Genomic DNA, 20,546 nt, shown 5'->3' on the forward strand with positions numbered 1-20,546 from the left:
GGTTCAGATGCACTTGAAATAGTCGAAGGGTTCCAGACAGGCGCGGCAGCGCCATTGCGCCTTGCAGGGGGTGGAGCCGAATTGGCTGATCCGCTCCACATCCGGCGATTTGCACAGCGGGCAATGTTCCGGCCCACCTGCGGGACGGGGCGGGGCGATGCCGTAACGCTCCAGCTTCTCGCGGCCCTCGGCTGTCAGCCAGTCGGTTGTCCAGGCGGGGGAAAGCTGGCGTTTCAGGCGGATGTTCTCCACCCCGCGTTCGCGGAGGGCCGTTTCGATGTCGAGGTTGATGATCGTCGTAGCCGGGCAGCCCGAATAGGTCGGCGTGACCGTCACTTCGAGCGTATCGCCCGCCCACGCGACATCCCGGACGATCCCCAGATCGGTGAGCGAGATCACGGGGATTTCGGGATCGGGGACTTCGGAAAGCCAGCCCCAGACCGTGTCTATGGAGGGGCGTTCGATTACCATGTCGCGTCCGGATAGGCCCGTTGCAGCCATTGCATCTGCGTCAGCATGTGACCCAGATGTTCGGAGTGGCGCGCACCGGTCTTGCCGCCCTTGTGGGCAAAATCATCTTCGGGACGCTTCAGCGTGGCCGCCGTGAACACATCGCCCACCAGCTCGTCATAGCCGGGGCGCAGGCTGGCCGGGTCCGGCGCGAGGCCCCGTTCCTGCAGGGAACTGTCGACCGCGTCGCCGACGAACATCTCGCCGACATAGGGCCACAGCCGGTCCAGCGCCGCCTGCATGCGGTTGTGGCTTTCTTCGGTGCCGTCGCCCAGACCGATCACCGTGTCGGTCGAACGTTCGAGGTGATAGGTCACTTCCTTCGCCGATTTCTCGGCGATGGCGGCGATGCGCGCGTCCTTCGAGTCCATCAGGGCGGTCAGATACGGCAGATGCCATGCGTCGAACAGGAATTGCCGCATCATGGTGCGCCCGAAATCGCCGTTCGGTTGTTCCACCAGCAGAAGGTTGCGGAAGTCCCAGACATCGCGGCGGAAGGCCAGTGCATCGGCGTCGCGCCCGGCATCTTCGACCTCGGCGGCGAGGCCGAGCCAAAGTTGCGTCTGACCGATGAGATCGAGCGCGGTATTCGCGAGCGCGATGTCTTCTTCCAGTACCGGTGCCACCCCGCACCATTCGGACACGCGATGCCCCAGGACGAGCGTATTGTCCCCCATGCGGCAGAGGTATTCGAACAGCGGATCGCTCACATGGCCCCCACTTCATCTGGAATGTCGAAGAAGGTCGGGTGGCGATAGACCTTGTCGTTGGCCGGATCGTACATCGGGCCCTTGTCTTCGGGGGAGGAGGCGGCGATGGCCTCTGCTGGGATGGCCCAGATGCTGACCCCTTCGTTGCGCCGGGTATAGACGTCGCGCGCGTTCTTGATCGCCATTTCGGCATCCGCCGCGTGCAGGCTACCCACGTGGCGATGGCTCAGCCCGTGCTGGCCCCGGATGAAGATTTCCCACAGGGGCCATTCGGTGGCGCGGGCCTTGCCGTGCTTTTCCGCATGGGTTTCGCGATAGGGGGAGGATTCAGGGCTGCTCATCTCTTCACTCCGCCGCCAGTTTCGCGATGCGTTTCTTGGCTGCATGGGCCAGCAGACCCTCCCGCACCCAGCGACCGTTGTCCCACGCCTTATTGCGTGCTTCCAGCCGTTCGGTGTTGCAGGGGCCATTGCCCTTCAGAACGTCGAAGAATTCTTCCCAGTCGGGTTCCGAGAAATCGTAGCCGCCCTTCTCCTCGTTCCATTTCAGGTGTTCGTCAGGCACCGTGAGGCCGAGATATTCCGCCTGCGGCACCGTCTGATCGACGAACTTCTGCCGAAGCTCATCATTGGTGTTCATCTTGATTTTCCACGCCATGCTCTGCGCCGAGTGGACGGATTCCTTGTCGGAGGGGCCGAACATCATCAGCGACGGGTACCAGAAGCGGTTCAACGCATCCTGCGCCATCTTGCGCTGGGCGGGCGTGCCCTTGGCCATCTTCATCATGATGTCGTAGCCCTGCCGCTGGTGAAAGGATTCCTCCTTGCAAATGCGGACCATGGCACGGGCATAGGGTCCGTAGGAGGTACGTTGCAGTGGCACCTGATTCATGATCGCGGCGCCGTCGACCAGCCAGCCGACCGCGCCCATATCCGCCCAGGTCAGCGTGGGATAGTTGAAGATCGAGGAATATTTCATCTTGCCCGACAGCAGGTCGCGGGTCATCTGGTCCCGCGTGACGCCGAGCGTTTCTGCCGCGCAATAGAGGTAGAGGCCATGGCCCGCCTCGTCCTGAACCTTTGCCAGCAGGATCGCCTTTCGTTCCAGCGTGGGCGCGCGGGTGATCCAGTTGCCTTCCGGCAACTGGCCCACGATTTCCGAATGCGCATGCTGTCCGATCTGGCGGATCAGGTTCTTGCGATACCCCTCGGGCATCCAGTCCTTCGGTTCGATCTTGCCGCCCGCGTCGATACGTTCCTGAAAGGCGCGTTCCTGCGGATCCATCTCATCAAGGGATTTCACGCCCTTTCCGGTGGACTTGATCATCTGTGCATACATGGTTCAGATCCTTTCGAGGATAAGAGACTTCAGCTTGCGTTTTCCAGTATCAGCGCCACGCCTTGACCCACGCCAACGCACATTGTGCAAAGCGCGTAGCGCCCGCCTGTCCGCTTGAGTTGCAGTGCAGCGGTCATCACCAGCCGTGCCCCCGACATGCCGAGCGGATGCCCGATGGCGATGGCGCCGCCGTTGGCGTTGACCCGCGGGTCATCGTCCGCCACGCCCAGCGCGCGCAACGTCGCGAGCCCCTGGCTGGCGAAGGCTTCGTTCAGTTCGATCACGTCGATCTGGTCGATACCGAGGCCAGCGCGGTCCAGCGCCTTGCGGCACGCCGGAATTGGGCCAATGCCCATGACCCGGGGCTCGACCCCGGCGGCGGACATGGCGACGACCCGGGCGATGGGGGTGAGCCCCTGATCTTTCGCCGCGGCCTCCGACGCGATGAGAAGTGCTGCGGCCCCGTCGTTCACGCCAGAAGCGTTGCCCGCGGTGACCGTCAGGTCCGGCCCGTTGATGCCGCGCAGTTTGCCCAGTTTGTCCAGCGTCGTGTCGGGGCGGGGGTGTTCATCCCGGTCGACGACGATGGGATCGCCCTTGCGCTGGGGAATGGTGACGGGGGCGATTTCCTCTGCGAAGACGCCCGCTTTGTCCGCGGCGGCCCAGCGTTCCTGACTGCGCGCGGCAAAGGCATCCTGATCTTCGCGGCTGACGTCATGGTCCTCGGCCACGTTGTCGGCGGTCTGCGGCATGGAATCGACGCCGTATTGATCCTTCAGCTTGCGGTTGACGAACCGCCAGCCAATCGTGGTGTCATAAACGGCATTGCTGCGGGAGAATGCGGTTTCTGCTTTTGGCATGACAAAGGGCGCACGGCTCATGCTTTCGATACCGCCCGCGATGCCAAGGTCCATATCGCCGGCGCGGATCGCCCGGGCGATGGTGCCCACCGCATCCATGCCCGACGCGCAGAGCCGGTTGATCGTGGCGCCCGGAACATCCACCGGCATCCCCGCCAGCAGTACGGCCATGCGGGCGACGTTGCGGTTGTCTTCCCCCGCCTGGTTCGCGCAGCCCATCACGACATCGTCGACCCTGGACCAGTCCACCTGACTGTTGCGTTCCATCAGCGCAGCGAGCGGTACCGCCGCCAGATCGTCAGCCCTGACGGACGAAAGCGCACCACCATAGCGCCCGATGGGTGTGCGTTGCGCGTCACAGATGAATGCCTGCATTATCGTTCTCCCAAATTGTCATCAGTGTACCGCTACCTGCGATTCGCAACAATATAAATGTTACGAAATCGCGCATACAACCAGAGGATCGTAACGTATTGAGGGCCGTGCGACCTGCGCGCGCTTCTGGTGCGGCGGGGCAACTGTGACAAAGCGAATATGCCGCTCCGAAAACACCCATTGGGGTATTTCCAAACATTTCGCTTTCCTTCATGTTCGCGCGCATGTCGTTGTTTCTTATCGTGGCTCTTCCCTTCATCGGCGCCCTGCTGCCGGGTCTGATGATACAGGCGGGCCGACAGGCCTGTTTTTACGCAACCTTTCTGGTTACGCTCGTCGCCGCGATAGGGCTTGCGACCCATGCGCCTGCCGTCTTCGCGGGGGAGGTGGTCACCGCACGGATCGACTGGCTGCCGCAGCTTGGTCTGAACGCGAATTTCTTCCTTGATCCTTTGGGCTTCATGTTCGCGGCGCTGATCCTCGGTATCGGGCTGCTGATCATCGCCTATGGGCGTGCCTATCTGTCGCGCAACGACAACATGGGCGAGTTCTTTACCTATCTGCTGCTGTTTCAGGGCGCGATGGTCGGGATCGTGCTCAGCGACAACATCCTGATGTTGCTGGTGTTCTGGGAGCTTACCTCGCTGTCGTCCTTCCTGCTGATCGGTTTCTGGAAGCATCTGCCCGAGGGCCGGCGGGGTGCTCGTATGGCGCTGACGGTCACCGGCATGGGCGGGCTTTCGATGATCGGCGGGATGCTCATGCTGGGCAATATCGCGGGCAGTTTCGATCTGACGGTGATCCTGCAGAACAGGGAGCTGATACAGGATTCCCCGCTATATCTGCCGGCCCTTCTGTTGATCCTCCTGGGGTGTTTCACCAAGTCCGCGCAGTTCCCCTTCCATTTCTGGCTGCCGCACGCCATGGCGGCACCCACGCCGGTTTCGGCCTATCTGCATTCCGCCACGATGGTTAAGGCCGGGCTGTTCCTGATGGCGCGGCTCTGGCCGGTGCTGTCGGGCACCGAGGCATGGATCGTCATCGTCAGTTCGGCGGGTCTGCTGACCATGGTGCTGGGCGCGATCATCGCGCTGTTCAAGAATGACCTCAAAGCGCTGCTGGCATTCTCCACCGTCAGCCAACTTGGGCTGATCACGTTCCTTCTGGGCACCGGCACAGCATTCGGTGCGATGGCGGCGGTGTTCCACATCCTGAATCACGCCAGTTTCAAGGCCGCGCTCTTCATGAGCGCGGGTATCGTCGATCACGCGGTGCATACGCGCGACATCAGGCGTTTGGGCGGGCTCGCCCGGGTGATGCCTGCGACCTTCGCCATCGCGACGCTGGGAGCGTTGTCCATGGCCGGCATACCGCTGCTGAATGGCTTCCTGTCGAAGGAAATGATGCTGGAGGAAGCCACCCATGTGACGCTTTATGGGTCGCCCTATCTGGTGGCCGCCGTTGCGACGCTTGGCGCGGTATTCTCGGCGGCCTATTCCTTCCGTTTCATTGCCCATACTTTCCTCGGGCCGGTGCGGAACGATTATCCCGCCAAGCCGCATGATCCGGGCGTCGGCCTCTGGCTGCCGCCTGCCCTGCTGATCATTCCGGTCGTCGCGATCGGGGTTGCGCCCTTCCTTGCCGAACCCTTCGTTAAACTCGTAACGGGGGCGGTGATCGGAAGCGCGGCGGAGCTGCCCGATACGCACCTGAAGATCTGGCACGGGGTCAATCCCGCGCTGATGATGTCCGCCGGGGCGCTTGTCGGCGGTCTGATCCTGCTGGCGCTCTACTCCCCGCTGGCGAGGGGCTGGAACGCCGCGCCAAGGCCCGAGGCGAAGGATATCTTCGACGGGGTCATCGCCCGCTGCGTGTCTGGCGCAGAGCGTTTGGCCGGGGGGCTGCACAACGGGGCCTTTACCCGGTACGCGGCGATTTTCCTTGTCACCGTGATCGCCATCGGGGTGCATGCGTGGGTTACCGGCTCCAACGCGGCGTTCAGCCGGACGATGCTGCCCATCACCCCCAACGCCGTGGCCGCATGGGCGATGCTGGTGGCGGCAACCGGTTTCCTCGTCGCGGTACACCGGAACCGGCTGGCCGTTCTGATCCTGATGGGTGTGATCGGCCTGATGGTATCCATCGGCTTCAATTTCTTCTCGGCCCCGGACCTCGCGCTTACGCAAATCTCTGTCGAGGTTGTGACGATCATTCTGCTGTTGCTGGCCCTGAACTTCCTGCCGAACCGATCCCCCGCGGAATCCTCCGCCGGGCGGCGGCTGCGTGACGGGACGATTGCACTGGCTGGGGGCGCTGCGGCTGCGGCGCTGGTTTATACCATGATGCTGTCGGACTTTTCGGCGGAGACCATTGCCGAATACCACCTCGCCAATTCCTACAAGGGCGGGGGCGGCACCAACGTCGTCAACGTCATCCTCGTGGATTTCCGGGGCTTCGATACGTTCGGCGAGATTATCGTGCTGGGGATCGCGGCGCTGGTGATCTACGCGCTGACCGAGGCGCTGCTATCCGGCCCTGTCCGCGCCAAGCTGCTGAACCGCCGGTTCGAGGAACGCCGCGCCGGGGATCCGCATCCGTTGATGATGGTGGTGCTGACCCGCGTGATGATGCCCGTGGTGCTGATGGTCGGTGTCTACATCCTGTTGCGGGGTCACAATGATCCGGGCGGCGGATTCATCGCGGGGCTCATCGTCGCGATTGCCGTGGTGATGCAATACATGGCGAGCGGTTTCGCCTGGGCCGCGCAACGGCAGCGTTATCCTTACCATGGCATCATCGGCGCGGGGGTGCTGGTCGCGGGGCTGACGGGCATTGGCGCATGGTTCGCCGGTCAGCCGTTCCTGACATCCGCCTATGGCTATTTCCAGATACCGCCGATGGCCGAATTCGAACTGGCGACCGCCATGGGCTTTGACCTTGGCGTATTCCTTGCGGTCGTGGGCGCGGTGATGCTGTCGCTTGAAAGCTTTTCGCGGCTGGGTCGCCGGGCCGGGACCGCCGTCAGCGAACACGCGATGGATATCGACCCGTCCCGCGATGCTGCCGCCGAACGGGAAGGGGGCTGAACATGGAGCTTCTGGTCGCTACTGCCATCGGTGCGCTGACAGCCGCCGGCATCTACATGGTGCTGCGCCTGCGGACCTTTCCGGTCATTATCGGTACGTCTCTGCTCAGTTATGCGGTGAACGTGTTTCTCTTTACCGCCGGGCGTCTGGCGGTGGACGCGCCCCCGATCCTGCAGGATGGGGTCGAGGTCTACACCGACCCGTTGCCGCAGGCTCTTGTGCTGACGGCCATCGTGATCTCCTTCGGCATGACCGCGGTTGTCGTCATTATCGCGCTGGGGTCCTACCTCAGCTGTGATGACGATCTGGTGGACGCGCCCGCCACGCAACCCGAAGCGCAGCCCGCGCCGGAGGCAAAGCGCGGGGAGGCGCCGTCATGATGCATTGGACGGTTTTGCCGGTCGTGTTGCCAGCGATGATGGCCGCGATCATCGTACTGGTTGCGCGTCACCACCAGATGCTGGCGCGCGTGCTGTCGATCGCCAGCACGTTCGGGCTGCTGGCGCTCGCGCTCGGGCTGTTCTGGCAGGCGTCGGACGGCACGATTTCGATCTATCAACTGGGGGCGTGGAAGGCGCCTTTCGGCATCATCCTCGTGGCTGACCGGCTGGCGACGCTGATGGTCCTGCTGACGGCGCTGCTGGCTGTGCCGGTCCTGCTTTATGCTGTGGGATCCGGCTGGGATGCCCGGGGGCGACATTTCCATGCGCTGTTCCAGTTCCAGCTCATGGGGATCATGGGGGCGTTTCTCACCGGGGATGCCTTCAACCTTTTCGTGTTCTTCGAAGTGCTGCTCATCGCCTCCTACGGGCTGATGATCCATGGCGGCGGGGCAGAGCGGCTGCGCGCGGGCACGCAGTATGTCCTCTACAACCTGCTGGGCTCCACGCTCTTTCTCTTTGCGCTGGGCACGCTCTATGCCGAGACCGGAACGCTCAACATGGCAGACCTTGCAGGGCGGGTCGCGGCGCTGGATGCGGGCGATACGGCGGGGATCCGGGTGGCGAGCGTTCTGCTTCTGGGTGTCTTCGCGGTGAAGGCGGCGCTTCTGCCGCTGCATTTCTGGCTCCCGGCGAGCTATGCCCAAGCGCCCGCGCCTGTCGCGGCGCTCTTTGCGATCATGACCAAGGTGGGGGCTTATGGCATCATTAGGTTCTATACGCTGGTCTTTCCGCCGGACCTTGATCTGACGACGGGGTTGTTCGGAACTTGGCTTTTGCCCGCCGCCCTGGCGACACTGGCGCTGGGGATGATCGGGGTGCTGGGCGCGCGGGAGATAGGACGGCTCGTCGCCTTTTCCGTTATCGGTTCCATGGGCATGCTGCTGGCCGCCGTGGCGATCTTCACGCCCGAGGGGATATCGGCGGCGCTTTATTACGCGGTGCATTCGACGTTCACAGCCGCAGCGCTTTTCCTTCTGGTCGATGTCATCCGTGACCGCCGGGCCGCAGAAGGACGGCTGGAACAAGTCGCACCCCCCCTGCGGGGCGGGGCGTTAATGGCGGGAATGTTCTTTGTCGCGGCCATTGCGCTTTGCGGCCTTCCGCCGCTTTCCGGCTTCGTCGGCAAGTTGCTGGTGCTGGATGCGGCCTTGGACAGTGACTTGATCTGGTGGATCTGGGCCGTCATCCTGATTTCGTCACTGGTCGCCGTGGTGGGTTTCGGGCGCGCGGGATCGCAGATTTTCTGGAAGGCCTATCAGGATGCCGACCCGGTCCCGCCGGAGGAGGCGCCGGAGGGGACGATGCCGCCACCCCGCAACAGCGTCCTGCCGATGACCTCCGTGGGGATCCTGCTGGGCTATGTCGTGGTCGTCACTGTCTTTGCCGGTCCGCTCACACGGGTGACGGATGCCACCGTTGCGCAACTTTTCGCGCCGCAGCCCTATATCACCAAGGTGTTGGAGACCGAGGGGCGGATCATCGGGAAGGCCAAGGACGCCGGTGATCCGAAGAAGAAGACCTCGGACAAGCCAGATGAAGGAGGCCACTGATATGCGTTCACGCGTCTTGAACCGGCTCTTGCCGCATCCGCTGCTGACGGTCCTTCTGGTGGCGGTCTGGGCGCTGCTGAACAACAGCGTATCGCTGGGCACCTTCGTGGTCGGCCTTTTTCTGGGGTGGATCATCCCTGCGGCCACGGCGGCCTATTGGCCGGATCGGCCCGCCGTTCCCCGGCCCTTCAAGCTGCTGACCTACGCGGTGATCGTGATCTGGGACATCCTTGTTGCCAATGTGGTTGTGGCGCTCATCGTGTTGTTCAAGCCGAACCGGAACATCAAGTCGGCATGGGTGGAAATCCCGCTCGAACTGCGGGCGCCCGAGGCGATCACCATGCTGGCCGGAACGATCACGCTGACCCCCGGCACGCTCAGCGCCGATCTGTCCCGCGACGGACGCTCGCTGCTCGTACATGCCCTCCACGCGCCCGACCCCGACGCCGTCCGCGACGACATCAAGAACCGCTATGAACGCCGGCTGAAGGAGATTTTCCAGTGATCGAGATCGCCTTCTACTTTGCGCTTTTCGCCGCAGGCCTCGCACAACTTCTGGCGATGGTCAGGCTGATCATCGGGCCGCATATCGGGGATCGTATCCTTGCGCTCGATACCATGGTCATCAACGCTATCGCGCTCATCGTGCTTATCGGGCTGAAGTGGGGCACGCAGATCTATTTCGAAAGCGGTATGATCTTCGCCATGCTCGGGTTCGTTTCCACCGTGGCGCTTGCGCGCTTCGTCTTGCGGGGGGACATCATCGAATGATCGAAGATATCCTTGCCATCGCCACCGTGATCTTCCTCTTTGTCGGCGGAGCATTCACCCTTGTGGGATCCATCGGGCTGCTGAAACTGCGCACCCCGATGGCGCGTCTCCACGCACCGACGAAGGCTTCCACGCTGGGGGTCGGGTCACTCCTGCTGGCCTCCATCCTCGATTCCTACGTGCGGGGGGAACCTTCGCTGCATGAGGTGCTGATCATGGCGTTTCTTTTCGTGACCGCCCCGATCTCTGCGCATTTTATCGCGAAGGTGCATATCCACCGCAAACACAACAAGGACGCGCTGCCCCAGCCCGAACCCGACAAAGTCTGGGCCACGCTCGAAAAGGTCGACGAACCGGGCTGATCGACCGGGGGTGAGCCCTTTTCAGAAGGTCGTGTCGATCTTTCCGAGGCGCTCTGACAGCTTCATGTTCTCACGGTAGTCGATGGGGATCACGACGAGCGCAGGTCCCTTGTGATCCAGTGCCTCGCGAAGCGCGTCCTGCAGATCGGCGGCATTTTCGCAGCGATCGCCCTTCCAGCCCATCGCGGTGCAAAGGTTCAGCCAATCGGGATTGCCAAAGGAAAGATCGGTATGTTTGCCGAACTCCTCCTCCTGCTTCCATTCGATGAGGCCATAGGCCTTGTCCTCCCAGACCAGCATGGTGATGTCGGAGCCGAGCCTGCTCGCTGTCTCCATCTCCTGCAGGTTCATCATGATATCCGCATCGCCCACGACGGCCATGATCCTAGCTTCGGGCCGGGCGTGGGTGGCTGCGATGGCGCCGGGCAATGGCATTCCCATGGAACTGAATCCGTTGGAAATGATACAGGTGCCGGGTTTGTGGCACTGATAGTGCCGGGCAACCCACATCTTGTGCGCCCCTACGCCTGACAGCAGGATATCCTCTGGCTTCAGAACGGCGCGGACATCGGCGATGGCCTTTTGCGGGCGAATGCTGCCTTCGGTTTTGTCCTCCGCATGTTCCGCGAATTCCGAAAGCATCTTTTCACGCAGCTTGGCCTGCGCGCGCAGGTCGAAGTCGGGGGCGCCATCGCGTGCGACACGTTCGTTCAACATGCGCAAACCATGGGCCAGATCGCCGACAACCTCGAACTGTGGCTGATAGTGCCGGTCGCTTTCAGCGGGGAGGAAATCCATGTGGATCACATCCGTCTTCGCTTCGGCGTTCCACTTTTCCGGCCCGTATTCCACGACGTCATAGCCCACCGTGATAACGAGATCCGCCGCATCTATGGCTAGTTGCGTGAAATCCCGCTGGCCCATGCCCACGGTAAAGAGGCATTGCGGGTCATCCATATCCACCGCGCCCTTCGCCATGAAGGTCATCAGCACGCCGATGCCTGTCGCGCGGGAGAATTCGGTCAGCGCCGCGCTGGCGCGGGTCCGGATCGCGCCGTTGCCCGCGATGATCAGGGGGCTTTTGGAGCTCTGGATCCGCTCCCACACATCATCGATCAGGCTTTCTTCGGGAACCGGGCGGCGCGGGCGGGCAGGGCGCATCGGCGTCATCTCCACCTCTGTCGCGGCGATATCCTCGGGCAGTTCGATATGCGTGGCGCCGGGCTTTTCGGCGACGGCGAGCTTTACCGCGCGATTTACGATTTCCGGAATGTTTTCGCCAGCGTTCACCGCGCAGGACCATTTCGTGATGGGGGTATAGAGGTCCACCACATCCACCACCTGATGGCTTTCCTTGTGCTGCCGGGTAAGCGCGCCCTGTCCCGTGATCACCAGAAGCGGCGCGCGGTCCATGTTCCCGTCGGCAACGCCTGTCATGAGGTTGGTCGCCCCGGGGCCGAGCGTGCCGAGGCAAACGCCCACCTCGCCAGTCAGCCGCCCATGGACAGAGGCCATGAATGCCGCGGCCTGTTCATGCCGGGTCAGGATGAATTCGATCTTCGAAGATTGGAGGGAGATCATCAGATCGGCGTTCTCTTCCCCCGGAAGGCCGTAGATACGTGTGATACCTTCCGCTTCGAGGCAGCGGACGAAAAGATCGGATGCTTTCATGAGGTCTCCTTGCAGATGCGTGAAAAGGTCGGCTCCCGGCCGACACCATGGGCCGAAGGTGCCGGGGCGGGACAGTTCACGGCTCTCGAGGTGTTTTGCCCTTCCCCCTCACCAGCCGGTACACGTAAAGCAGCGCTATTGCGGCGAAGATGATGTTGGAGACGGGATTGAGGTAGGTCTGGACGAGATCGTACTGGCTTCCCAGCGCATAGCCCAGACCGGTGAGCAGAAGGTTCCAGATCAGGGTACCGATCAGGGAGTAGACGAGGAACGGCGTTACCGCCATGCCGGTCAAACCCGCGGGCACTGAAATGACCGTTCGGATGCCCGGGACCATACGGCCGATCAGCACGGCCCCGCGACCGTGGCGTTCAAACCAGTCCGATGCCCGGTCAAGGTCTTCGAGGGTGATGGTAAGCCAGCGGCCATGGCGGGCAATGAATTCGCGGACCCGCCTGCGCCCGATCTTCCGTGCGCCAAGATACCAAAGGCCGGTTCCGAGAAGCGAACCGATACTGCCTGCCACAAGGACGGCAAAAAAATTCAGATTGCCTTCGTAGGTCAGGAACCCCGCCAGGGGCATGATCAGTTCGGACGGGATCGGCGGAAAGACATTCTCCGCGAACATCAGGAAGCCGACCCCAAAGTATCCGAACTGGTCCAAAAGACCGGTGATCCAGTCGAACATGAGGTCTCCTGATCAATCTGAGCGATGGCGCCGGGCCTCTGCCCGACTGCGTTCAGCGATGTGTGGTGCCGGGCTTTCGTGCCGGGACGCGGGCCGGCGCGGGCGCCGTTGCGACTGCGCGCAGGGCAAGGGCGATAAGACTGGTACAAAGAACGATTGCTAAGAACGCGAACATGGCGGACCCCCCATTTGCATGTCTGTCTATCTGTCTTCCCATGACCAACCCTTCGTGGGGTCTATGGTTCCGAATTGCGGACAGATGGCGGCCCTTCGGCCCCCGGCCCAAAACTATCCTTTCGTGACCGCGGGTATTCGGATGCGCACCGCGGCTGGCCCGAAGCGCGCCCGACTTTCCGAAAGCCGTAGCCTAAAACCATAGGTCGAGGCGGAGCCGTACGCTTTGCCTGAACGGACTTAACCGGCGGTTAGGTTCTGACCAATTAAGCAGGGTTGTGGTGCCCGACACCGCGGCGGAGAGGGAGATAACGATGGACAGATCGTCGCCGAAGGGAAAGCAGTTTCGCCGCCTCCGGGTGTATGGCCTTGCATTGCTTTTCTGGTGCCTTCTGGTCGCGATCGTGTTCAGCCACGGCGCCTGGCTGGGCACCGGCGTCATCGACCTTACCCCGGCATCGCGGAACGAGATCAAGGCCCGGGTCCAGAGCGGGGGGCAGGCGCTTTCCAACGGCGACGTGATCGAGGTCTATTCCAGCTTCCCCGCCATCGTCGCGGGAACGGATGACGGCCCGGGCGGCTATGCCACGCTGTATGTCCCGGAGGGTACGGAAGTCGTCGGGGCCTATATCACCGACGCGGCTGGCAATCCGGTGGACGCCCGGCCCGCGCGCGCCTCTACGGGAAGCGGGATTTCGAAGGGATGGGGGCCGAAGGGCCAGCTTACCTTCGATGTCACGGCCAATGGTTGGCAGCCCGAGGATGACAGCGCATGTACCGTCGCAGGCTACCCGGTCGCCGAATGCAACGCGGGATTGGCCTATATCTACGGTGACACCGGTATCTTCTATTCGACCCGTGCGGATACGGCGATGTTTGCCAATGGATCGGACCGGGCAGACCTGACGAACGGATACCTCGTCGATCCGACCAACGGCACCCCATGGGGGACCGTCGGTGGCACCGGCACCGCCCGGGTGCACAACAAGTGGGATGCGGTTCAAGTCAACGCCTTCGGATCGGGTGGCTCGATCTTCGACAACGGTTTCTCGACGGCGGAGCAGACCTCCCTCACTGACGGGCGGGGGGCCACTCCGTTCCGCTCCGGCAGTCCCGTGGCGGGGCCCGAATCCGGTTCCGACTGGGACCGCTATGGGACCACGGGGCCGTGGAACCGTATCCAGTATCCGGGGTCGTGCCGGGCGGATGATCCTGCCTTGCCGGGGCAGGAGGGCCCCGCGACCGGCGCGGGCAGCGTGTTTCCCGAAACGACCGATCCGGGCGTCAATTCCGTAGATGTCTGCACCGAGGTGCCGAATGTCGGCTATGACCTGAACAGTACGGACCTGACCGCCTTGCCCGCCGGTACGAACGCGGTGCGCTTCGCTTTCGGCGGTATCGCGGTGAATGAGGTCTATTACGCGGCCCTGCGGCTGCGGGTAACGGACATCAACAATCTGGGCGTGCTGAATGCCGAAGGTCACGGGGGCGATTCGGCCGAAGGGGGCGCTGCGGGCAATGACAACCCGTGGCGTTACTGGGTTGCCGGCTCATCCTCCTACGCACCCGCGACGCTGAATGATATCGCGGTGGGCATTACCATCGTCGAGGTGAACGGCGCCCCCTACAACGGGGGGGACATCCCCCCGGCGGCGACCCTGCGCTACCGGGTGAGCTATGCCAACACCTCCGTCAGCGACATGACGAACACTGTCGTTCAGGTGGCATTGCCGTCGCAGACCGTATCGACCGACAATTTCGAGGTTATCTCGGGTGATGACATACGCCCCGCAACCAACCCTTCGGGTGGTACCTTCATCTTTGAAACAATGCCCGTTCTTGAGGGGCTCGGGAGCGGCGCGATCGAATTCGACGTGCGGACGAATGCGGCCGCTGCGGAAACGGTGGACGCCAGCACCAGTATTTCCAGCGCAGAAGCCGGGCCAGCATCAGACAGTGTTTCCGTCAATGTGACGAACGTTCCTGTGGAAACCCTGCCGTCCTGTAACGGCAACCGATTTTCCGTTGTGGATTGGACCAGCGATACGCCCACGCTGCTGGGGCAGTCCGTCCCCTTCTCCCGCCTGGGGCTGAGCGGTACGGTTACCGTAAACGACGCCTCTGCCCCATTCCGCCCCGCGACCGTGGGCACGGCGACGCCGCTCTATTCCGGCGGCGATGCGATGCTCGACACCCAATATTCCGAAACGATCGTGGATCTGAACACGCCGCTCAAGGGTGTGCAGCTTTACATCGCGGACCTCAATGCTGACGAATCCGTCACGATCTATGGTGAATATCAGGGTGTCCGTGTTTCGCCTGCCATGGCGACCAACCCGGCAAGCCTGCCCATGACCCGGGTCGCGAATGACGATGGCAGCGTGACGGGGGAGCGTAGCGGCCCCTTCGGCACCGGCACCAGCCGAGCGCTTGACGTGGGCTTCAGCCAAACGATCGATCGCCTGATCATCCGCCACACGCCCTTGCAATTGAGCGCGCCCGGCCTGTCCGGGGCGGACAGCATGCATATGGCCGATATCCAGGCCTGCGCCGACATGACGGATGCGCCCAGCACCCTCGGGGATGCGCTTCACAACTTCATCGACAGTGACGGCTTTCGCCTTGGTGCGGTCGTTTCGGGCGATGCCGCGCCGGGGAACGCCGCGAATGCCGACAGCGACGACGATGACGGCATGGATATTCCGCCCATGACCCAAGGGCTTCTCACCACGATCACCGCAGAGGTGACGGGCAATGAGGGTCTTTTGCAGGCATGGGTCGATTACAACGGCAATGGTGTTTTTGAGGTGGGGACAGCGGAACAGATCGCGCGGGACCTCGCAGATGATGGAACCGGGCGCGACGAAGCCGCGAACGACGGCTTCATCCAGTTCGATGTCATCGTGCCGGGCGATGCCGTGCTAGATCAGACCTTTGCCCGGTTCCGCTGGTCGCAGCAGGCGGGGCTTTCGCCCACGGTCTTCGCCCCGGACGGTGAGGTCGAAGATTACGCCGTGGTCATCGCGGCGGCCCCGGTCGTCGACCGGGGCGATGCCCCGGCGAGCTACGGCGATCCGCAGCATGTCATCGCGGATACCGGGGTGGCGGGTACCTACCTCGGCAGTGTGCCGCCCGATCCCGATGCCGCTTCCCAGTCCAACGGCAATGCGACAGGGGACGATCTGGATGGCAATGATGACGAAGACGGTGTGATCCTGCCCCAGTTCTTCCGGGGGGCCCGCACGGAAGTCAGTGTAACGGTCAATGAGGTTACCGGCGGGGCAGCTTCGGCGACCGGGGGTGTTGCCTATCTTCAGGCTTGGGTGGATTTCGGGGCGGATGGCAGTTTCGATCCCGGCGACATGGTGGCCACGGATGTTCAGGATGGTAGCGCCAGCGACAAGGACGGGTTGCTGAACGGTGTGATCGTCTTCGACGTGGACGTGCCCGCCGGTGCGGCGCTGACGCAAACCTATGCGCGCTTCCGCTGGTCGACCAGCGCGGGGGTCGTGCAGCTCGCGCTGGACGGCGAGGTTGAGGATTATGCGCTGACGATTTCGGGCGATGCGCCGCCCGTGGTCTGCGATGCGGGATTGTACCAGATCGCCACATCCAACTCGACGTTGAAACGGCTGGTCTTTTCGGCGGGACTGACCGGCTACACCCTGAACCTGCAAGATATCGGGTCCACAACGGACAACCTGAATGGCGGTTGGGGGTACAACGAGGTGGATGGCTACCTTTATGCCGTACGCAGTGGCAAGAAGGAGCTTTGGCGCGTGGACGGGGCCGGTGAATTCACCCAGATGCCGGACCCGCCCAACAGCATTGAAAAGGGCACGAACGCGGGGGACATCATGCCCAACGGCACCATGGTCTACCGCGTAGACAACAACACCTTTCAACTGCTGGACCTTTCCAACGCGAACGCGTCCGTCGATTTGGGCCTGCTTGAACTGAGCGACAATGTCGGCGCCGTGGATTTCGCCTACAATGCTCAGGACGGTCGACTTTATGGTGTCGACAGCAGGACCGACCGGCTGTTCAGCGTGTCGGCCAACAACGGGACGGCCTCCGTCGGCACGGAGACCGTTCAGTTCTTCGGCCCATCGACCTATACCGGAACCTATGGCGCGGTCTGGTTCGACGATACCGGTCGCTTCTACATCTACGACAACGTTTCCAACGAAATCTCGCTCGTCGACCTGTCGACAGGCATCAGTCAGGTCATCGCCGTCAGCCAGGACGAAGAGGGCGGCACCAATGACGGCGCCTCCTGCCGCGGCCCTTCGGCGATCCCCTTCGGCTCCCTTTCGGGGAACATCTACATCGACCAGAACGCCTCCGACGTGAAAGACCCGGGCGAGTTGAATCTGGGCGGCGGTATCCTGATCCGGGTATTCGACGACCGGAACACGCCGAACGATCTGTCGGATGACGTCTTCCTCAAAAGCGTGGAGACATTCGCTGACGGCACCTATTCGGTGGGGGATCTTTCGCCCGGGACGAGCTACCGGCTTGAAGTCGATGTGAACGATACCGATCTTCCCGCCGGTTCGCAGATCGGCACGTCGAATCCGATCGTCGGTGTCGTGGTCGCGCCCTACAGCGACACGCCGGAGCAGAACTTCGGTTTCGATCCCCAGGAAAGCGACCTCTCGCTGACCAAGGTCGCCTATGCGGTGGGGGGCAACACCGTCATCACCACCGCGGCGCCGGGGGATGTGATCGATTTCGTCATTTCCATCAACAATTCGGGCCCCGGTTCGCCCTCCGGCGTGACCGTGATCGAAAAACTGCCGTCCGGGTATGTCTATATCAACGATGATGCCCCGGCGACGGGGGACTACTACGACCCGGATACCGGCGTCTGGTTCGTGGACGAAATTCTGCCCGGCACGACGGAAACGCTGCGGGTGACCGCGCGCGTGCTGGAGAGCGGCGATCACCTCAACGTGGTGGAAATTATCCAAAGCTCCCTGCCCGACCGGGACAGTGACCCAGGGACAGGTATCAAGGTGGACGATTTCAACGACGGGATCGCGGACGATGACGAGGACAGTTACGAAATTTCAATCTACGCCGGTGAAAGAAAGCTGTCCGGGCAAATTATCCTGGACAATGGTGTCGGCGGGGGCACGGCGCACGATGGTATCGTGAACGGCGGCGAAGTGGGCACCGATATCGCGAGCCTGTCCATTTTCGACAGCGGCGGCACCCTCATCGCCTCCCCGGTGATTGCCCCCGACGGAACGTGGGAATACGCATTGGACGCGGCCTACAGTGGCGAGATCACACTGGCGATCGACACGATTGATGCAATATTTCCGATCTCTGAACGCAAGAGCGGGTTACCTTCGCTCGTCGATCCCGATCCGCGCGACGGGCAGTTCACCTTCACACCGGCCGCGGAGACAGATTATCCGAACCTTGTCTTCGGCATCATCGAAGCACCACTGCTGACCGAGGATCAGACCGCGAGCGTAGAGGCGGGACAGATCACCAGCCTGCTGCACGAATATACGGCGACATCCTCCGGTCAAGTCACCTTTACCTACGATCAGGTCCAGATGTCGGCCCCCGACGCCTATAGCGCCGCGATCTATCTGGATACGGATTGCGACGGCACCGCCGATACGCCTGCCACCGATCCCGTGGCCGTGGTGGCCGGGGATGTCCTCTGCCTCGTCTCGCGCGTTTCCGCCGGGGGCGGTGTCGGACCGGGGAGCCGTCTGACCTATGATCTGCAGGCGATCACGGCGCTTACCGATACCGGAAAGTCCCATGTGGTTTCCAACACCGATGTGGTTGAAACCGGAGGAAGCCTCGGGCTGTTGCAGCTTCAAAAGTATGTCCGGAACCAGACGCAAAACACCCCGGAAGGCACGGCGAATACCGGGGAGGCGGGCGATGTGCTGGAATACCGCATCCGGCTCACCAATCCGAGCAGGGCCACCGCGCGGGACGTCATCATCTATGACCGGACGCCGGCCTACACCAGCCTGGCGGCACCCGTGCCCAGCCCCGTCATCGTCGGGCCTGACCTGAGCTGCGCGATCGGCGTGCCAACGACGAATATCGCCGGGTATGCTGGCCCCCTGCGCTGGGATTGTGCCGGAACCCACCCGCCGGGCGCCGAAGGCTCCGTGACGTTTTCTGTCCGCATCGACCCCTGAGGCAGGGTTTTTGAAGAACACTTAAGGGTATTTTAACTGCTGTGGCAGAATTATGACCTGTGTTCTCTGCGAGGGATAGGCGCAGACTATACGAAAGGAGGGCGAAGTCACAAAAGAGCGTTTGCTTCCACCTATTGCGCAGATGCAGTCGATTTGAGGAATTGGTATCTATGAATTGTAGATAAATGGAGGAACAAAGAAATGAACTCAATTCCTTTCGATCAGATCGCGCGTTTGCGGCGCATCATCGCCCTTGAATACCTGACGGCCCCCCGCACCGCGCGGCCCGGCACCGCAATCGAGGAGGGCATGGCATGCACATTCTGAGCCATATCGTCGGCATCATCTTTGGCGCACTCTGCGCCGGCGGCGCCTGGCTGGTAGGCGCACCGCTCATCGCTGTTCTGCCGGTTTTCGCCATCGCGGGCCATGGTCTGATCCTGTTCCTCGACTACAGCATCGAAGCGATCCAGGACCGTGATTTCACCCCCCGCCACCCCGCCCCTGCGCAGAATCACGGCCTGCGCGTGGTCGACGCGGACGAGTGGCTGCAAGCCGCATAATGCGCTCATATCAGGGAGTTTCACAATGATTGCAGCAGCTTTGCTCTTCGGTACGATATGCGCCGGCACCACGGGGGCGGGATGCCTCCTTGCCGGCTATCCCCTTCTCATCACGATCGCGGCCTACACTGTCGCCGGGTTCGTGAGCACCCTGTTGTTTCTCGCCATCGCAATGGGCAGGCAGGCGCGGTCCGGCGACACCGCAAGCAAGCTAAACGACCGGACCCCCGGCGGACAGGTGCCCGCTTTCGAATAGAACGCACCTGATCAACGTTCCCTCCAGAACGATACTACATCTGGCCCCGTCTCGAATTTCCTTTGGTTCGAGCGGGGTCTTTTTCATTTTTGAATTAACGCTATCCAAATGAATATCTTTTATCTCTGCGAATGGAGGTTCCGCTCCGCTTTTGCGCAGTAAAATATGTTTTCCGTATTTGTTAACATATTCATCATGATTTCGGTAATCCAAAATGAGATTGGAGTTAACAAATGAAATTACTTTTGGCCGCGGCGACTTTCGGTGTTGTATCCTTACCCTTTCCGGCCCAGGCCGAGGCGCTTTTCGGGGTGCCCGGCAAACGGATGGAGTTGCTTGCCTACCAGATAGCGGCGGTCGACAAGCGGGGCATCGTTGAAGTCGCGCCAAAGCAGGTCAGGGCAAGGACCGTTGCGGAGACGCCCCTGCGGATCGCACCGCGCCCCGCCCGGGGCCCCCATGCCGCTACCTATCTTGCAACGGCAAAGCGGCTGGCCGCTCGTTACGGTATCCCAACGGCGATCTTCCTCGCTCTCATCCAGCAGGAATCAGGCTGGAACAGGAACGCCCGTTCCCCGGTGGGGGCAATCGGGCTGACACAGCTGATGCCGGGAACGGCGCGTGATCTGAAGGTCAATCCGCATGATCCCATGCAGAACCTCGAAGGCGGCGCGCGTTACCTCAGTACCCAGTACAAGGCCTTCGGCGATTGGCGTCTGGCACTCGCGGCCTATAACGCGGGGCCCGGCGCCGTGCGAAAATACGGTGGCGTTCCACCTTACAAGGAAACGATGCACTACGTACGCAAGATCCTCGGGCAGTGAGGACGAGGCGGTGCTGCAGGCTGCGTCCGAACTTTGCGATTGGGTCGGATACGCCTGCTGCACCGCCGCTCTTTATTGGAAGCATCGAGCGGGGCACGAATGAATGGCTTTGCTGATCCAAGCCAGTAGGCCTGTCGGGTGACCATTACCAACCGAAGATCAGCAAGCCGCGAAACAGCAGATCAAGCA

The 20,546-nt window shown here is 62.2% G+C and carries 18 protein-coding genes; 11 read left to right on the plus strand and 7 right to left on the minus strand.

Annotated elements, in window-relative coordinates:
- Positions 1-3 precede the first annotated feature (3 nt).
- Genes paaD through pcaF form a run of 5 tightly spaced genes read right to left on the minus strand, consistent with a single transcriptional unit; the run spans position 4 to position 3,793 of the window.
- Entirely contained in the window at positions 4-471 is a 468-nt protein-coding gene (gene paaD / locus A3764_RS22260; protein ID WP_067921998.1) for a 1,2-phenylacetyl-CoA epoxidase subunit PaaD, read from the minus strand.
- Positions 465-1,187 carry a 1,2-phenylacetyl-CoA epoxidase subunit PaaC gene (gene paaC / locus A3764_RS22265; protein WP_067922083.1) on the minus strand — a complete coding sequence of 241 codons (723 nt, stop codon included), beginning with the start codon at positions 1,185-1,187 and terminating at the stop codon, positions 465-467. The genes paaD and paaC overlap by 7 nt, the downstream gene beginning before the upstream one ends.
- Before the next feature lie 29 nt (positions 1,188-1,216).
- Positions 1,217-1,561 carry a 1,2-phenylacetyl-CoA epoxidase subunit PaaB gene (gene paaB, locus A3764_RS22270; RefSeq protein ID WP_082851046.1) on the minus strand — a complete coding sequence of 115 codons (345 nt, stop codon included), beginning with the start codon at positions 1,559-1,561 and terminating at the stop codon, positions 1,217-1,219.
- 4 nt (positions 1,562-1,565) lie between these two features.
- Positions 1,566-2,558, minus strand: a complete 993-nt coding sequence (paaA, locus tag A3764_RS22275) for a 1,2-phenylacetyl-CoA epoxidase subunit PaaA (protein WP_067922000.1) — start codon at positions 2,556-2,558, stop codon at positions 1,566-1,568.
- Between the two features lie 29 nt (positions 2,559-2,587).
- Positions 2,588-3,793 carry a 3-oxoadipyl-CoA thiolase gene (pcaF, locus tag A3764_RS22280; RefSeq protein ID WP_067922002.1) on the minus strand — a complete coding sequence of 402 codons (1,206 nt, stop codon included), beginning with the start codon at positions 3,791-3,793 and terminating at the stop codon, positions 2,588-2,590.
- Between the two features lie 224 nt (positions 3,794-4,017).
- On the opposite strand from pcaF, the gene A3764_RS22285 reads away from it, so the two are divergent.
- From A3764_RS22285 to A3764_RS22310, 6 genes are read left to right on the plus strand one after another with little or no spacing between them, the layout of a single operon-like run.
- Positions 4,018-6,879 (plus strand): monovalent cation/H+ antiporter subunit A, encoded by a 2,862-nt coding sequence (locus A3764_RS22285; protein ID WP_067922004.1) that lies wholly within the window; start codon positions 4,018-4,020, stop codon positions 6,877-6,879.
- A 2-nt stretch (positions 6,880-6,881) separates the two neighbouring features.
- Positions 6,882-7,259, plus strand: a complete 378-nt coding sequence (locus tag A3764_RS22290) for a Na+/H+ antiporter subunit C (protein ID WP_067922006.1) — start codon at positions 6,882-6,884, stop codon at positions 7,257-7,259.
- Entirely contained in the window at positions 7,256-8,872 is a 1,617-nt protein-coding gene (locus A3764_RS22295; protein WP_067922009.1) for a monovalent cation/H+ antiporter subunit D, read from the plus strand. The genes A3764_RS22290 and A3764_RS22295 overlap by 4 nt, the downstream gene beginning before the upstream one ends.
- Before the next feature lies 1 nt (position 8,873).
- Complete coding sequence (locus A3764_RS22300; RefSeq protein ID WP_067922012.1) at positions 8,874-9,377, plus strand: Na+/H+ antiporter subunit E; 504 nt, start codon at positions 8,874-8,876, stop codon at positions 9,375-9,377.
- Positions 9,374-9,643 carry a K+/H+ antiporter subunit F gene (locus A3764_RS22305; RefSeq protein ID WP_067922014.1) on the plus strand — a complete coding sequence of 90 codons (270 nt, stop codon included), beginning with the start codon at positions 9,374-9,376 and terminating at the stop codon, positions 9,641-9,643. The genes A3764_RS22300 and A3764_RS22305 overlap by 4 nt, the downstream gene beginning before the upstream one ends.
- The gene (locus A3764_RS22310; RefSeq protein ID WP_067922016.1) at positions 9,640-10,005 is read left to right on the plus strand and encodes a Na+/H+ antiporter subunit G; all 366 of its coding nucleotides are present in this window, start codon (positions 9,640-9,642) and stop codon (positions 10,003-10,005) included. Before A3764_RS22305 ends, A3764_RS22310 begins: the two co-directional genes overlap by 4 nt.
- A 21-nt stretch (positions 10,006-10,026) precedes the next feature.
- On the opposite strand, the gene A3764_RS22315 is transcribed toward A3764_RS22310, so the two are convergent.
- Together A3764_RS22315 and A3764_RS22320 are read right to left on the minus strand one after the other, a co-directional pair.
- Positions 10,027-11,676: an acetolactate synthase large subunit gene (locus A3764_RS22315; protein ID WP_067922021.1), complete on the minus strand. Its 1,650-nt coding sequence runs from the start codon at positions 11,674-11,676 to the stop codon at positions 10,027-10,029.
- A 76-nt stretch (positions 11,677-11,752) separates the two neighbouring features.
- The gene (locus A3764_RS22320) at positions 11,753-12,364 is read right to left on the minus strand and encodes a DedA family protein (protein WP_067922024.1); all 612 of its coding nucleotides are present in this window, start codon (positions 12,362-12,364) and stop codon (positions 11,753-11,755) included.
- A 488-nt stretch (positions 12,365-12,852) separates the two neighbouring features.
- Between A3764_RS22320 and A3764_RS22325 the strand changes: the two genes are divergently transcribed.
- The 5 genes from A3764_RS22325 (at position 12,853) to A3764_RS22340 (ending at position 20,357) form a co-directional block, all read left to right on the plus strand.
- The gene (locus A3764_RS22325) at positions 12,853-18,714 is read left to right on the plus strand and encodes a GEVED domain-containing protein (protein ID WP_067922027.1); all 5,862 of its coding nucleotides are present in this window, start codon (positions 12,853-12,855) and stop codon (positions 18,712-18,714) included.
- Between the two features lie 201 nt (positions 18,715-18,915).
- Positions 18,916-19,041, plus strand: coding sequence for a hypothetical protein (locus tag A3764_RS26290; RefSeq protein ID WP_269084742.1), 126 nt, complete (start codon positions 18,916-18,918; stop codon positions 19,039-19,041).
- Positions 19,029-19,277, plus strand: coding sequence for a hypothetical protein (locus tag A3764_RS22330; protein WP_067922031.1), 249 nt, complete (start codon positions 19,029-19,031; stop codon positions 19,275-19,277). The genes A3764_RS26290 and A3764_RS22330 overlap by 13 nt, the downstream gene beginning before the upstream one ends.
- 25 nt (positions 19,278-19,302) lie before the next feature.
- Positions 19,303-19,533 (plus strand): hypothetical protein, encoded by a 231-nt coding sequence (locus tag A3764_RS22335; RefSeq protein ID WP_067922034.1) that lies wholly within the window; start codon positions 19,303-19,305, stop codon positions 19,531-19,533.
- Between the two features lie 233 nt (positions 19,534-19,766).
- Positions 19,767-20,357 (plus strand): lytic transglycosylase domain-containing protein, encoded by a 591-nt coding sequence (locus A3764_RS22340; protein ID WP_067922037.1) that lies wholly within the window; start codon positions 19,767-19,769, stop codon positions 20,355-20,357.
- The last annotated feature ends 189 nt before the right edge of the window (positions 20,358-20,546 follow it).

It is taken from the genome of Sulfitobacter sp. HI0129 (assembly GCF_001635395.1).
Taxonomy (GTDB): domain Bacteria; phylum Pseudomonadota; class Alphaproteobacteria; order Rhodobacterales; family Rhodobacteraceae; genus Sulfitobacter.